Genomic DNA, 13,797 nt, shown 5'->3' with positions numbered 1-13,797 from the left:
AGCAACGCCGCACCAGAGTAGTGCGCTACCGCTTATAAAAGGACGAGGTTGTCGCGATGTACCAGTTCCGGCCCCTCGACATAACCAAGAATGCGCTCGATCTCGGCCGAGGAGTGACGCATGATGCGCCGTACTTCGCTGCTGGTGTAGTTGGTTAGCCCGCGCGCCAGCGGCTTGCCCGCTTCGTCGATGCAGGTGATCACCTGTCCGCGCCCGAACTCGCCGCGCACCGCAAGCACGCCGATCGGCAGCAGCGACTTGCCCTCCTGCGTGAGCTTCTGTACAGCGCCGGCGTCGAGCACCACTTCGCCGGTGGTGTGCAGGTGGTCGATCATCCACTGGCGGCGCGCGGTCAGGCGTCCGGTCGGGGCCACCAGCTGGGTGCCGATGGCCTCGCCGCCGGCCAGGCGCGTGAGCACGTTCTCTTCGCGGCCCCAGGCGATGATGGTGTGGGCGCCCGAACGCGCGGCGCGCCTGGCCGCCAGCACCTTGGTCAGCATGCCGCCGCGCCCGATGCTGGACCCGGCGCCGCCGGCCATCGCCTCGAGTGCCGGGTCGCCCGCCTGCGCCTGCGCGATCAGGCGCGCAGCGGGGTCCTTGCGCGGATCGCTCGAAAACAGGCCGCGCTGGTCGGTGAGGATCACCAGCACGTCGGCTTCGATCAGGTTGGCTACCAGTGCCCCCAGGGTGTCGTTGTCGCCGAACTTGATCTCGTCGGTGACGACGGTGTCGTTCTCGTTGATGATCGGGACCACGCCCAGGCGCAGCAGGGTGGTCAGCGTCGAGCGCGCGTTCAGGTAGCGCTCGCGGTCGGCCAGGTCTGCGTGGGTCAGCAGCACCTGGGCGGTGCCAATCCCATGGGTACGGAAACTGGTTTCGTAGATCTGGGCCAGGCCCATCTGGCCTACGGCGGCGCAGGCCTGCAGTTCGTGGATGTCGGTCGGGCGCTTGCTGAAACCGAGGCGCAGCATGCCCTCGGCGATCGCGCCCGAGGACACCAGCACGACTTCCTTGCCGAGGCTGCGCAATGCGGCGATCTGGGCAGCCCAGCGGGCGATGGCGGTGTGGTCCAGGCCCCTGCCCTCGTTGGTGACGAGCGAGGAACCGACCTTGACGATGATGCGGGAGGCTTGCTGGAGCGTGGAGTGGGCGACTGAGTTCATAGCGACAGGAATTTTCCTCGCGGCCTTAAGGCCAGCAGGGAAAGTCCTGCCAACAACTCGACCGCGCAGACTGCTAATAATACCCCCTTCGGCAGCCCGATCGCGAAAGCGGCGACGAGACGCCCGGCCGGCTGGGCCAGGAGGAACAATGCGGTGAGGTCGACGAGAAGGGGCCGGTCGCCGCTTCTTGCTGCCAGCAGCGCCAGCATCGCGGTAGCGAGGCGCATGCCCACGTAGACGGCGTAGAACTGGCTGTAGCCGTTCACGCCGACGAGAAAGATGCCCATCGCGCCCGCGATGCGGTCGGGATCGAGCATGGCCGCCAGCGCCGCCAGCGAGCTGGCGGTGGCGAGCAGTTGCAGCAGCCGGCCGCGCAGCCAGCTGCGATACACGGCTGACAAGGCCAACGAGCGCCTCTTAGTCCTCAATGATCTTGAAACGCGGATCGTCCGGATCGATCGAGTTGATGCCGCGCGCTTCCTCGGTCATCGAGGTCTCTTCAGCGCGCTGCTCAAGCGTGCGCTTTTCTTCCAGGTGCAGGTAGATCGCATTGACCAGGTCCTGGCAGCCTTCGCGGTTCAGGGCCGAGATCTCGAACACCGGCCCCTTCCAGGCCATGCGCTTGACGAAATCCTTGACGACCTTCTTGCGCTCGGCTTCATCGACCACGTCGAGCTTGTTCAGCACCAGCCAGCGCGGCTTGTTGAGCAGCTCTTCGTCGTACTTTTCCAGTTCCTTGACCAGGGCCTTGGCTTCCTTGACCGGATCGACCTTGGCATCGAAGCCCGACAGGTCGACGATGTGCAGCAGCAGGCCGGTACGGGCCAGGTGGCGCAGGAACTGGTGACCCAGGCCCGCGCCTTCGGCCGCGCCTTCGATCAGGCCCGGGATGTCGGCGATCACGAAGCTCTTCTCGTGCGACACGCGCACCACGCCCAGGTTCGGGTGCAGGGTGGTGAACGGGTAGTCGGCGATCTTCGGCTTGGCGTTCGACACGGCGGTGATGAAGGTCGACTTGCCGGCATTCGGCATGCCCAGCAGGCCGACGTCGGCCAGCACCTTCAGTTCGAGGCGCAGGGTGCGGCGCTGGCCTTCCTTGCCCTCGGTCTTCTGGCGCGGCGCGCGGTTGGTCGAGGTCTTGAAGTGGATGTTGCCCCAGCCGCCCTCGCCACCCTGGGCCAGCAGTTCGGTCTGGCCGTGCTCGGTCAGGTCGGCGATGATCTCGCCGTTGACGTCGTCGATGATCAGGGTACCCACCGGCATGCGCAGGTAGACGTCCTCGGCGCCCTTGCCGTAGCAATCCGAGCCGCGGCCCGGTTCGCCGTTGCGCGCATGGTGGGTCTTGGAGTAGCGGAAGTCCACCAGGGTGTTGATGTTACGGTCGGCCACCACGTAGATCGAGCCGCCCTTGCCGCCGTCGCCGCCGTCCGGGCCGCCGAATGGGCGGAACTTCTCGCGGCGGAACGAGGCGCACCCGTTGCCGCCGTCGCCGGCGATGACTTCAATTCTTGCTTCGTCGATAAACTTCATGATGGTGACCGATAAAAACTAAAAAGGCCCTACCGTGGGCAGAGCCTTTCGATGGAAGGCTTGCGCCTTACAAAGAAGCGCCGCTGAACGCGGCGCAAATGCTATTAAGCAGCGACTGCTTCGTTAGCAACGACGGTCACGAACTGCTTCGAGCCGACGCCTTGCTTGACGAACTTGACGGTACCGTCGACCAGCGCGAACAGGGTGTGATCCTTGCCGGTGCCGACGTTGGCGCCAGCGCGCACCGGGGTGCCGCGTTGACGGATGATGATGCCGCCGGCGTTGATCGCCTGGCCGCCGTAGACTTTCACGCCAAGGCGTTTGCTTTCTGAGTCACGGCCGTTGCGGGTAGTACCGCCACCTTTTTTGTGTGCCATTTATTTGCTCCTTGATGAATGAACTTGGTGAATCAAACGGGGATTAGCCGTTGATCGACACCACCTGGATTTCGGTGAAGTTCTGGCGATGGCCCTGACGCTTCTGGTAGTGCTTACGACGGCGCATCTTGAAGATGCGGACCTTGTCGTGGCGACCGTGGGAAACAACTTTCACCAGGACCGAGGCACCTTCGACCAGCGGAGCACCAAACTTGATGCTGTCGCCCGCGCCGAGCGCGAGAACTTGATCGATGGTGAGTTCGGAACCAATGTCAGCAGGTATCTGTTCTACTTTGAGTTTTTCGCCAGCGACAACTTTGTATTGCTTGCCACCGGTTTTTATGACCGCGTACATGATTGAAACCTCATCAAATGTTAAAAGAATCCCGCCGGCGTCAGAGACGCTGAGCTGTTCGGAAGCCGGGGAACAGGGGATTATACATAAGTCGGGGCAAGCGGTCAAAAGGCCTTGACGAATCCGGAAGAGCATGTTGCAGGCGTAGCGCTTTGCCAACGTTGGCGCCCCGCATGTGGCTGGACCACCTGAGCCTGCTGGAAGCCATCAGTGGGACGCCCTTTCCTTGCATGTCGTATAATCCCCGCACTTCAAACCGATTACGTTTCGCAGGTTCGCCTTGTCAGCCGCTACCCAACACGCCCAGAACACTATCGCCCAATCGATCGCCACCGACATGGAGGCCGTGAATGCGGTGATCCGACAGCGGCTGCACTCGGAAGTAAGCCTGGTCAACCAGATCGCCGAGTACATCATCAGCGCGGGCGGCAAGCGGATCCGGCCGGTGCTGGTGCTGCTGCTGGCGAACGCCTACGGCTACAAGGGCACCGCCCACCACGAGCTGGCGGCCGTGGTCGAATTCATCCACACCGCCACCCTGCTGCATGACGACGTGGTCGACGAATCCTCGATGCGGCGCGGGCGCCAGACGGCGAATGCCCTGTTCGGCAACGCCGCCTCGGTACTGGTCGGCGACTTCCTGTATTCGCGCTCGTTCCAGATGATGGTTAGCCTCGACAACATGCGCGTGATGCGCATCCTGTCCGACGCCACCAACGTGATCGCCGAAGGCGAAGTGCTGCAGCTGCTGAACATGCACGACCCGGACGTGACCCACGAGAGCTACCTCACCGTGATCCGCTCCAAGACTGCCAAGCTGTTCGAGGCGGCCGCGGAGCTGGGCGCCCTGGTGGGTGGCGCCAGCGACGAACAGATCGCGGCGGCCGGCGAATACGGCCGCTCGCTGGGCACGGCCTTCCAGCTCATCGACGACGTGCTGGACTATGCGGGCGATGCGGCCGAGATCGGCAAGAACCTGGGCGACGACCTGCGCGAAGGCAAGCCGACCCTGCCTCTGATCTGGCTGATGGAACATGGCACCCCGGAACAGCGCCAACTGGTGCGCAGCTGCATCGAGCACGGCGACGAAGCCCAGTTCGAAGCGGTACTGGCCGCGGTCAGCTCGAGCGGCGCCCTGGACTACACCCGCCAGCAGGCGGAACAGGCCGCCAGCCGCGCAGCCGAAGCGATTGCCGATCTGCCGGACAGCCTGTACAAGAGCAGCCTGCTCCAGCTCTGCAGTTTCGCTGTTGACAGGAACCATTGAGCCTACTATAGTAATGCCTTCCCGAGATTTCGAATACGAAGTCTCAAACCGTCGGGGTGTAGCTTAGCCCGGTAGAGCGCTACGTTCGGGACGTAGAGGCCGGAGGTTCGAATCCTCTCACCCCGACCACAGAATTTCAGAAAAACAGCGAACTCCGGTTCGCTGTTTTTTTTTCGTCCGCCCGGTGCACGCTTGGCGTGCCGCGCGTCGCGCACGGTCTCGATATGATGAGGGATGCAGGCCGCAGGGCCTGATCCTTCCATCATTATCGAAAGGTTGCCCATGACCGCACAGATCCAGGTGCAAACCACCGACGGCAGCTTCGTCTGCCACGTCGCCCGCCCCGCCACGCCGGGACCGCATCCCGTCGTCATCGTTCTGCAGGAAATCTTCGGCGTGAACGCCGGCATCCGCAGCATCGCCGACGACTACGCCGCCAAAGGCTATATCGCCGTCTGCCCCGACCTGTTCTGGCGCCTTGAGCCGGGCGTGTTCCTGTCGGAAGCGGTGGAAGGCGACTGGGAGAAGGCCTTCGCGCTGTACCAGGCCTACGACAGGGACAAGGGCGTCGAAGACATCGCCCTCGTCATCCAGCAGGCGCGCACGCTACAGGACGCCAATGGCAAGGTCGGCGTCACCGGCTACTGCCTGGGTGGCCTGATGACTTTCCTCTCCGCCGCGCGCACCGACGGCGACGCCTTTGCTGCCTACTACGGCGGCGGCACCGACGCGTATCTCGACGAGGTGCCAAACATCAAGGCGCCCCTGCTCTACCACCTTGCCGAAGAGGACGAGTTCATCGGCAAGGATGCGCAGGCGAAGATCCGCGCCGCCTTTGCCGGCAAGGACAACATCGAGCTGCACAGCTACGCCGGAAGCAACCATGCCTTCGCGCGGCCGGGCGGTAATCACTACCACGCCGAGAATGCCAGGCTCGCCAACAGCCGCACCGACGATTTCTTCGCGCGCACGCTGCGTTAACGCGTTCCCAGGAGCTGGCGAATCTCGGGCAGGCAGGAGCCGCAGTTGCCGCCGGCGCGCACGCAGGCGGTGACGCCGGCGCTGTCGGTCAACCCGTGCTCGGCGATGGCGCGGCAGATCGTGTCGCGGCCCACGCCGAAGCACGAGCACACGATCGGGCCGGGATCGAGTCCCTGGCGCGGCGCCCGTCCGGCCAGTAGCGTGGCGCGGTCCTTGGCAGACAGTTCAGCCTCAGCGAACAGTCCGCCCAGCCATGCGCGCGCCGGCAGGTCCGGGCGGCGCGACAGGAACAGGCAAGCCTGCAGGCGTCCATCCACCAGCAGCGCGCAGCGCAGCATGCCCTCGGCCCTGTCCTCGTATTCGATCCAGTCGGCGTCCTCGCCGGCGCCCAGCAGCGCCCTCGCCTGCTCGGGCGACACCGGATCACGTCCTCCCAGTTCGTAGCGCACGAAGCCGGCGCCGCGCACGCGGGTCCAGTTGGCGATGCGGTCGAGATCCAGTTCTTGCCGGCTCAGGATGAAGCCGTGCCAGCTTACGCCGAAGGGTTCGACGCGCACTGGCGTGTGCTTGAATTCCGGCTCGCCCGAGACCGGATCCACGTCCGGATTGACCACGGCGCCGACGCGCGCGTCCGACGCCGTCTGGCCGTTCCAGTGGATCGGGACAAACGCTGCGCCGCGCGCGATGCCGCCGCTATGCGCGACGCGCGCCACGATCGCGCCCCAGCGGCTGCTCACGCGCGCCAGCTCGCCCTCGCGCACACCGCTCGTCAAGGCGTCGTGCGGATGCAGGTCGACGAAGGGTTCGGGCGCGTGGCCCGCCAGGCGCGGCGACTTGCCGGTGCGCGTCATGGTGTGCCACTGGTCGCGCAGGCGGCCCGTGTTCAGCGCCAGCGGGAATTCGCCGCTCACGGCGTTCGCCGGCGCGCGCGGCGCCGTCGCGACGAACCGCGCCCTGCCGTCGGCATGGGCGAAGCGGCCGTCCGCGAACAGGCGCCGCGTCCCCTCCCTCCCGGGCGCCAGCGGCCACTGCACGGGCTCGAGCGCGTCGTAGGCCGCGCGGTCCATGCCGGCCAGGCCGTCGATCCGGAACTGGCGCGGCAGCTCGCCCTCGCGGTTGCGCCAGCCCGACAGGCGGGCGTGTTCGTCGAAGATGGCGTGCACGCCGCTGTAATCGAAGCCAGCGAAACCCATGCGCCGTGCGAGCTCGCAGATGGCCTGCCAGTCGCTTTTCGCTTCTCCCGGCGCCGGCAGGAAACGGCGCTGGCGCGAGATGCAGCGTTCGGAGTTGGTCACGGTGCCCTCTTTCTCGCCCCAGCCCAGCGCCGGCAGCAGCACATCGCCGAAGGCCGCGGTGTCGGTGCCGGCCGTCATGTCCGAGACCACAACCAGCTCGCAGCGCTCCAGGGCGCGTTTCACCTGGTCGGCGTCCGGCAGGCTCACTACCGGATTGGTCGCCATGATCCACACCGCCTTGACCTTGCCCTCCTCGATGGCGCGGAACAGGTCGACGGCCTTCAGGCCCGGCTTGTCGGCCATGCGCGGGGCGTCCCAGAAGCTACGCACGACCTCGCGGTGTGCCGGCTGGTCCAGGTCGAGGTGGCTGGCCAGCATGTTGGCCAGGCCCCCTACTTCGCGCCCGCCCATGGCGTTGGGCTGCCCGGTCAGCGAGAACGGCCCCATGCCCGGCCTGCCGATACGGCCGGTGAGCAGGTGGCAGTTGATGATGCTGTTCACCTTGTCGGTGCCGCTCGAGGACTGGTTGACGCCCTGTGAGAAGGCCGTCACCACCCTGGTCGTCGCTGCAAACATCTCGTAGAACTCGACCAGCAGGCGCGGATCGACGCCGCAGGTGCGCGCCACGAACTCGATGCTGTCGCAGCGGTCCGCTTCCAGCAAGGCGGCTTCCAGGCCGGCCGTGTGCGCCGCCACGAAGGCCTTGTCGGCGGCGCCGCTGCGGGCCAGGTAGCTGAGCAGGCCGTTGAATAGCCACACGTCGGTGCCGGCCTTGAGCGGCAGGTGCAGGTCGGCCAGCTCGCAGGTGGCGGTGCGGCGCGGGTCGATGGCGACGATGCGCATTCCGGGGCGCGCTTCCTTCGCTTTCGCGATGCGCTGGAACAGGGTCGGGTGGCACCAGGCCGTGTTGGCGCCCACCAGCACGACCAGGTCGGCCAGTTCGAAGTCTTCGTAGCAGCCAGGCACCAGGTCTTCGCCGAAGGCGCGCTTGTGGCCGGCAACGGCGGAGGACATGCACAGGCGCGAATTGGTGTCGATGTTGGCGCTGCCCACGAAGCCCTTCATGAACTTGTTGGCGACGTAGTAGTCCTCGGTAAGCAGCTGGCCCGAGACGTACATCGCCACGGCATCCGGGCCATGCTCGGCGATGATCGAGGCGAAACTGGAAGCGACCCTGTCAAGCGCCTCGCCCCAGCTCGTGCTGCGCAAACGGCCCCCTTCGCGGATGGCCGGGGTCAGTAGTCGCCCGTCCAGGCCGAGCGTCTCGCCCAGCGCCGAACCCTTGACGCACAGGCGCCCGCGGCTCGCCATGTGTTCCGGATCGCCCTCGATCAGGGCGCCGTCCACCGTCGGCGTCGCGCGGATGCCGCAGCCGACGCCGCAATAGGGACAGGTGGTGCGCACGCTGGCGACGATCGGCGCCCCCATCACGCCGCCTCGCACAAAGCAGGACCGAACAATAGCCGGTCACGGAAGCTGGAAACGTCCGTGCCGCGCTGGATCAGGTCGAAGTACCAGGGGCCGTCCGTCACGTCGCCGTACAGGACCGCGCCGGTCACGCGGCTGCCCGCCAGCACCAGGCGCTTGTAGACGCCGGCACGTCGGTCACGCAGCACGAGGTCTTCGCTGCCCTCCCTGCCCACGATGTCGCCGGCCGAGTACAGGTCGATCCCCGTCACTTTCAGCTTGGTGGCGGTGGCCTGCTGCACGTAGCGGCGGTGCCCGAGACCGGCCAGGTGGGCCGCGCAGACGCGCGCCTGGTCCCAGATCGGCGCCACCAGGCCGAAGGTGGCCTTGCGGTGCTGGACGCACTCGCCCACCGCATAGATGCGCGGGTCGTAGGTCTGCAGGGTGTCGTCGACCACGATGGCGCGCTCGACGTGCAGACCCGCGTCAACCGCCAGCGCCACGTTGGGACGCACGCCGGCAGCCATCACCACCAGGTCGGCCGCCACTTCGGTGCCATCGGTGAAGCGCACCGCCTCTACCCTGGCCTCGCCCAGGATCGCCTCGGTCTGCGCACCGAGCAGGATGCGCAGGCCGCGCTGCTCCAGCGCGAGCTTCAGCAGAGCGGCCGCCTGCGGGTCGAGCTGCTGGTTCATCAGGCTGTCGGTCAGGTGGACGACGGTGACGGCCATGCCACGGCGCAGCAGGCCGTTGGCGGCTTCCAGGCCGAGCAGGCCGCCGCCGATCACCACCGCGCTGCCGCGGCGCCGCGCCGCCGCCAGCATGCGGTCGACGTCGTCCAGGTCGCGAAAGCCCAGCACACCGTCCAGCTGTGCGCCCGGCACCGGCAAGATGAAAGGCGTGGAACCGGTTGCCAGCAGCAAGCGATCGTAAGCCACCTCCAGGCCGGAGCGGGCCCGCACGACGCGGCGCTGGCGGTCGATCTCGATCACGGGGTCCCCCGCATGCAGCACGATGCCATGTTCCGCGTACCACTCGCGCGTGTGCAGCACGATGTCGTCAGCCCCCTTGTCCCCCGCGAGCACGGGCGAGAGCAGGATGCGGTTGTAGTTCACGCGCGGCTCGAGGCCGAACACCGTGATGTCGTACATGCCGGCGTCGAGCTTGAGCAGCTCTTCCACGGTGCGCATGCCGGCCATGCCGTTGCCGACGACGACCAGCTTCGGTTTCACGGTGCGATCCATACCTTGCCTCCTTCCACGCGGGCCGGATAGCTGGCCACCGAATGCTCGGGCGCTTCCAGGCATTCGCCGCTGTGGAGGTCGAAATGCTGCTTGTAGATGGGCGAGGCGACGACGATGCGTTCGCCGATGCTGCCGACCAGGCCGCGCGACAGCACTGCCGCCTGGGCATTGGGGTCGAAGTTATCGATGGCGAAAACGCGCGGCTCCTGGCTGCCGACGCGGAACACGGCCACCTGCCGGCCACCCAGCAGTGCACAGACGCCGGTGTCGGGGACGATGTCGTCGAGGGCGCAGACGGCGGTCCAGTTCTGTAATTGCAGGTCTCGGTGCATGGCTTGCTCCTTCAATCGTTACGCCGCGCTGGCGGCAATCGGGATGACGCGAGCGCGCCGCTCCTCGGGATTGGCCGGACGGATCTGTCCGCGTTCGGGCACGAACACGACATTGCTGTCGGGCGCCTCGCTGTTGACGAAGTGGCGGAAACGCCGCCGCACCTCGGGATTGGTGACGGCTTCCTTCCACTCGCAGGCGTAGGTGTCGACCACGTGCTGCATCTGCGCCTCCAGTTCCTGCGCGATGCCCAGGCTGTCCTCGACCACCACCTGCTTCAGGTAGTCCAGCCCGCCCTCGAGGTTCTCGCGCCACACGCTGGTGCGCTGCAGGCGCCCGGCCGTGCGCACGTAGAACATCAGGAAGCGGTCGACCAGTTTCACGACCGTTTCCTCGTCGATGCCGGCAGCCAGCAGCTCGGCGTGGCGCGGCTTCATGCCGCCATTGCCGCACACGTACAGGTTCCAGCCCTTCTCGGTGGCGATCAGGCCCACGTCCTTGCCCTGGGCTTCGGCGCACTCGCGGGTGCAGCCGGACACGCCGAACTTGATCTTGTGCGGCGCGCGCAGGCCCTTGTAGCGGTTCTCCAGGGCGATGGCGAAGCCGGCGCTGTCGCCCACGCCGAAGCGGCACCAGGTCGAGCCGACGCAGGACTTCACGGTGCGCAACGACTTGCCGTAGGCGTGGCCCGACTCGAAGCCGGCCGCGATCAGTTCTTCCCAGATTTGGGGCAGCTGCTCCACCCGCGCGCCGAACAGGTCGACCCGCTGGCCGCCCGTGATCTTGGTGTACAGCCCGTACTTCTTGGCCACCTGCCCTACCGCGATCAGGCCGTCGGCCGTCACCTCGCCGCCCGGCATGCGCGGCACCACCGAATAGGTTCCGTCCTTCTGGATGTTGCCGAGGAAGTAGTCGTTCGAATCCTGCAGGCTGGCGTGCTCCGGCTTGAGCACGAAGTCGTTCCAGGCGGAGGCAAGGATATTCGCCACCACCGGCTTGCAGATGTCGCAACCGAGGCCCTTGCCATGCTTCGCCAGCAGTTCGCCGAAGCTGCGGATGCCTTCCACCCGCACCAGGTGGTACAGCTCCTGGCGCGAGCAGGCGAAGTGTTCGCACAGGTGGTCCTTGACCTCCACCCCGAGCCGCGCCAGCTCGGCGTTCATCACCTGGGTCATCAGGGGCACGCAGCCGCCGCAGGCGGTGCCGGCCTTCGTACAGCTCTTGAGCGCGCCGACCGACCTGGCGCCGCCCGCCACCGCTTCGCACAGTGCGCCTTTCGAGACGTCGTTGCAGGAACAGATCTGGGCGCCGGCCGGCAGCGCCGCGACACCCAGCGCCGGACGGACCGCGCCTTCCAGTTGCGGCAGGATCAGCACTTCCGGCGCAGCAGGCAGTTCCAGCCGGTTCAGCATCATCTGCAGCAGTTCGCCGTAAGTGGCGGCGTCGCCCACCAGCACGGCGCCAAGCAGGTACTTGCCGCAGCTTGACGTGACGATCTTGCGGTACTGCTGCCGGCGCTCGTCGAGGAACTGGTAGCTGCGGCAGCCTGCCGTTGCGCCATGGGCGTCGCCGATGCTGGCCACGTCCACGCCCATCAGTTTCAGCTTGGTGCTCAGGTCGGCGCCGGCGAAGCCGGTCTCGAGGCCGAGGATGTGCTTGGCCGCGGTGCGCGCCATGTCGTAACCCGGCGCCACCAGGCCGAACAGCTGGCCGCGCCAGCTAGCGCATTCACCGATGGCATAGATGTCCGGATCGGAAGTCAGGCAGTGGTCGTCGATGAGAATGCCGCCGCGCTGGCCCAGCGCCAGGCCGCTTTCACGCGCCAGCTCGTCACGCGGACGGATACCGGCCGAGAACACGATCATGTCGGCCTCCAGGTGACTGCCGTCGGCGAACTGCATGCGATGGGTCGCTTCCTCGCCATCGACGATCGCCAGCGTGTTTTTTTGCGTGTGCACCTGCACGCCCAGTTCTTCGATCTTGTGACGCAGCACGCGCGCGCCCGGCTCGTCGACCTGCACCGCCATCAGGCGCGGTGCGAACTCGACGACGTGGGTCTGCAGCCCGAGGTCGCGCAGCGCCTTGGCGCACTCCAGGCCGAGCAGGCCGCCGCCCACCACCACGCCGGTGCGCGAACGGCTGCCTGCCTCCTGCATCGCTTCCAGGTCCTCGATGGTGCGGTACACGAAGCAGTCCTTGCGGTCGGCCCCCGGTACCGGTGGCACGAAGGGAGTGGAACCGGTGGCCAGCACCAGCCTGTCGTACGCGACCGGCTCGCCTTCCGCCAGCAGCACCTGGCGTGCTTCGCGGTCGATGCCGACCACGCGGGTACCAAGGCGCAGGCAGAGCCTGTCGTTCTCGAAGAAGCCGGGCGCCACAAGCGACAGCGCTTGCGCGCTTTTCCCGGCAAAGAATTCGGACAGGTGGACCCGGTCGTAGGCGGGCCGCGCCTCCTCTCCGAGGATGGTGACGCGCAGCTCCGGGTCTGCGCTGGCGGCGAGGGTTTCAAGGAACTTGTGGCCCACCATGCCGTGGCCGACGAGGACGATATGCATGCTGCTACTCCTTATGCTGCCGTGGCGAGCGGCGCTGCTTCGGCCGCGCCCAGGGTGAAACGGGCGGCGATGGCGCACAGGCTCGAAGCCAGCACGAGCACGCTCAGGATGACGAGGGTCTGCTGGACGTCACCGGTACCCTTCATCAGGAAGCCGGCCAGCACCGCGCCGACGTTGCCGCCGGCGCCGACGATGCCGGCCACGCCGCCCAGCGCCTTCGGCGCGACAAAGGGCACCAGCGCATAGGTGGCGCCGCAGGCCATGTGGGTGAACAGGCCGAAGCACAGCATGGCGATGACGGCATAGGCGACGCCGTCGGCCTGGGCAAACCACAGCAGGCCGAGACCCTCGCCGATCATCAGCACGAACAGCACCGTGACGCGGCTGTTCAGGCTTCCGCTACCGGCAGCGCGGTCCGACAGCCAGCCGCCGAGCGCGCGGGCGAACAGGGCCAGCAGGCCGAAGCTGCCGGCCGCCAGTCCGGCGCTGCCTAACGACAGGTCGAAATGCTCGACGTAGTACACGGCGGCGATGTTGTGGATGAAGATCTCGATGCCGAAGCAGGCGCCGTAGGTGACGAACAGCAGCCAGGCGCGGTGGTTGCGGCAGGCTTCCTTGAAGCTCGCCCAGCCGCCCTTGCCGCCTTGCGGATGGATACCCTGGGCGCGCAGCTCGTCGTAGTTCCCGGCCGGGCAATCCTGGGTGTAGCGCCAGTAGAAGAAGGCCATCAGGATCATCATCAGGCCCGGCACCACCAGCGCCACGCGCCAGCCCAGGCCCTGCGACACGCCCAGCATGGTCACGGCCGTGAGCAGCAGCGGCATGAGGGCCTGCGCCGCGCCGCCGCCGCTGTTGCCCCAGCCGGCCGCCGCCGCGTTGGCGGTGCCGACCACCTTCGGCCCGAACATGACCGAGGTGTGGTACTGGGTGATCACGAAGCTGGCGCCGACCGCGCCGATCCCGAGACGGAACAGCAGGAAGCTTTCGTAGCTCTGCGAGAGCGCCACGCCGAGCACCGGGATCGATCCCAGCAGGAGCAGGCCGGTATAGGTCTTGCGCGGGCCGTAGCGGTCGCACAGCGGGCCGACCAGCAGGCGCACGAAGATCGTGATGGCGACGGCCGCGATGTTGATGTTGGCGATCTGCTCCATCGACAGCCCGAACTCGCCTTTGATCACCGGCATGAGCGGCGCGCAGGCGAACCAGGCGAAGAAGCAGATGAAGAAGGCTACCCAGGTCAGGTGGAAGGCGCGCATCGGCGCGGTATCAAACGAGAACAGCTTGATGCTGTCAGCCTTGTTGCCCAATGGTGTGGTCATGTTTCTTCCTCTAGAAAACAAAACGGCGTCCGCG

General features: G+C 66.7%; 12 protein-coding genes and 1 tRNA gene. 3 read left to right on the top strand and 10 right to left on the bottom strand.

Annotation, left to right across the window (positions count from 1 at the left end):
* Nucleotides 1-32 precede the first annotated feature (32 nt).
* From proB to rplU, 5 genes are all read right to left on the bottom strand, one after another.
* Nucleotides 33-1,163 (bottom strand): glutamate 5-kinase, encoded by a 1,131-nt coding sequence (proB, locus tag LK539_RS06985; RefSeq protein ID WP_227800186.1) that lies wholly within the window; start codon nucleotides 1,161-1,163, stop codon nucleotides 33-35.
* Nucleotides 1,160-1,555 (bottom strand): hypothetical protein, encoded by a 396-nt coding sequence (locus LK539_RS06980; RefSeq protein ID WP_227800561.1) that lies wholly within the window; start codon nucleotides 1,553-1,555, stop codon nucleotides 1,160-1,162. Before LK539_RS06980 ends, proB begins: the two co-directional genes overlap by 4 nt.
* A 25-nt stretch (nucleotides 1,556-1,580) precedes the next feature.
* Nucleotides 1,581-2,693 (bottom strand): Obg family GTPase CgtA, encoded by a 1,113-nt coding sequence (gene cgtA, locus LK539_RS06975; protein WP_227800185.1) that lies wholly within the window; start codon nucleotides 2,691-2,693, stop codon nucleotides 1,581-1,583.
* 104 nt (nucleotides 2,694-2,797) lie between these two features.
* A complete protein-coding gene (rpmA, locus tag LK539_RS06970) occupies nucleotides 2,798-3,070 on the bottom strand; it encodes a 50S ribosomal protein L27 (RefSeq protein ID WP_005668438.1) in 273 nt (90 codons plus the stop codon).
* Between the two features lie 43 nt (nucleotides 3,071-3,113).
* Nucleotides 3,114-3,425, bottom strand: a complete 312-nt coding sequence (rplU, locus tag LK539_RS06965) for a 50S ribosomal protein L21 (RefSeq protein WP_027865917.1) — start codon at nucleotides 3,423-3,425, stop codon at nucleotides 3,114-3,116.
* Nucleotides 3,426-3,705: 280 nt separating this feature from the next.
* On the opposite strand from rplU, the gene ispB reads away from it, so the two are divergent.
* The 3 genes from ispB (at nucleotide 3,706) to LK539_RS06950 (ending at nucleotide 5,673) form a co-directional block, all read left to right on the top strand.
* On the top strand, nucleotides 3,706-4,692 hold the full coding sequence (gene ispB / locus LK539_RS06960) for an octaprenyl diphosphate synthase (RefSeq protein ID WP_227800184.1): 987 nt from the start codon (nucleotides 3,706-3,708) through the stop codon (nucleotides 4,690-4,692).
* 52 nt (nucleotides 4,693-4,744) lie between these two features.
* Nucleotides 4,745-4,821, top strand: a tRNA-Pro gene (locus LK539_RS06955).
* 153 nt (nucleotides 4,822-4,974) lie between these two features.
* Nucleotides 4,975-5,673, top strand: a complete 699-nt coding sequence (locus tag LK539_RS06950) for a dienelactone hydrolase family protein (protein WP_227800183.1) — start codon at nucleotides 4,975-4,977, stop codon at nucleotides 5,671-5,673.
* On the opposite strand, the gene LK539_RS06945 is transcribed toward LK539_RS06950, so the two are convergent.
* The 5 genes from LK539_RS06945 to LK539_RS06925 are packed head-to-tail and all read right to left on the bottom strand — an operon-like array spanning nucleotide 5,670 to nucleotide 13,763.
* The gene (locus LK539_RS06945) at nucleotides 5,670-8,336 is read right to left on the bottom strand and encodes a nitrate reductase (RefSeq protein WP_227800182.1); all 2,667 of its coding nucleotides are present in this window, start codon (nucleotides 8,334-8,336) and stop codon (nucleotides 5,670-5,672) included. The genes LK539_RS06950 and LK539_RS06945 overlap by 4 nt on opposite strands.
* On the bottom strand, nucleotides 8,336-9,559 hold the full coding sequence (locus LK539_RS06940) for an NAD(P)/FAD-dependent oxidoreductase (RefSeq protein ID WP_227800181.1): 1,224 nt from the start codon (nucleotides 9,557-9,559) through the stop codon (nucleotides 8,336-8,338). Before LK539_RS06940 ends, LK539_RS06945 begins: the two co-directional genes overlap by 1 nt.
* On the bottom strand, nucleotides 9,544-9,891 hold the full coding sequence (nirD, locus tag LK539_RS06935; RefSeq protein WP_227800180.1) for a nitrite reductase small subunit NirD: 348 nt from the start codon (nucleotides 9,889-9,891) through the stop codon (nucleotides 9,544-9,546). Before nirD ends, LK539_RS06940 begins: the two co-directional genes overlap by 16 nt.
* 18 nt (nucleotides 9,892-9,909) lie before the next feature.
* Nucleotides 9,910-12,444: a nitrite reductase large subunit NirB gene (gene nirB, locus LK539_RS06930; protein WP_227800179.1), complete on the bottom strand. Its 2,535-nt coding sequence runs from the start codon at nucleotides 12,442-12,444 to the stop codon at nucleotides 9,910-9,912.
* A gap of 11 nt (nucleotides 12,445-12,455) precedes the next feature.
* Nucleotides 12,456-13,763: an MFS transporter gene (locus LK539_RS06925; protein ID WP_227800178.1), complete on the bottom strand. Its 1,308-nt coding sequence runs from the start codon at nucleotides 13,761-13,763 to the stop codon at nucleotides 12,456-12,458.
* Between the last annotated feature and the right edge of the window lie 34 nt (nucleotides 13,764-13,797).

It is taken from the genome of Massilia sp. IC2-476 (genome assembly GCF_020707295.1).
GTDB lineage: Bacteria > Pseudomonadota > Gammaproteobacteria > Burkholderiales > Burkholderiaceae_D > Telluria.
The sequence above is the reverse complement of the archived record's forward strand: the minus strand, read 5'-3'. Positions and strand labels throughout refer to the sequence as shown.

Excerpts from the sequence above, each read along its gene's own strand:
- proB (WP_227800186.1), bottom strand. The coding sequence starts at position 1,163 with ATGAACTCAGTCGCCCACTCCACGCTCCAGCAAGCCTCCCGCATCATC.
- cgtA (WP_227800185.1), bottom strand. The coding sequence starts at position 2,693 with ATGAAGTTTATCGACGAAGCAAGAATTGAAGTCATCGCCGGCGACGGC.
- rpmA (WP_005668438.1), bottom strand. The coding sequence starts at position 3,070 with ATGGCACACAAAAAAGGTGGCGGTACTACCCGCAACGGCCGTGACTCA.
- rplU (WP_027865917.1), bottom strand. The coding sequence starts at position 3,425 with ATGTACGCGGTCATAAAAACCGGTGGCAAGCAATACAAAGTTGTCGCT.
- LK539_RS06950 (WP_227800183.1), top strand. The coding sequence starts at position 4,975 with ATGACCGCACAGATCCAGGTGCAAACCACCGACGGCAGCTTCGTCTGC.
- LK539_RS06945 (WP_227800182.1), bottom strand. The coding sequence starts at position 8,336 with ATGGGGGCGCCGATCGTCGCCAGCGTGCGCACCACCTGTCCCTATTGC.
- LK539_RS06940 (WP_227800181.1), bottom strand. The coding sequence starts at position 9,559 with ATGGATCGCACCGTGAAACCGAAGCTGGTCGTCGTCGGCAACGGCATG.
- nirD (WP_227800180.1), bottom strand. The coding sequence starts at position 9,891 with ATGCACCGAGACCTGCAATTACAGAACTGGACCGCCGTCTGCGCCCTC.
- nirB (WP_227800179.1), bottom strand. The coding sequence starts at position 12,444 with ATGCATATCGTCCTCGTCGGCCACGGCATGGTGGGCCACAAGTTCCTT.
- LK539_RS06925 (WP_227800178.1), bottom strand. The coding sequence starts at position 13,763 with ATGACCACACCATTGGGCAACAAGGCTGACAGCATCAAGCTGTTCTCG.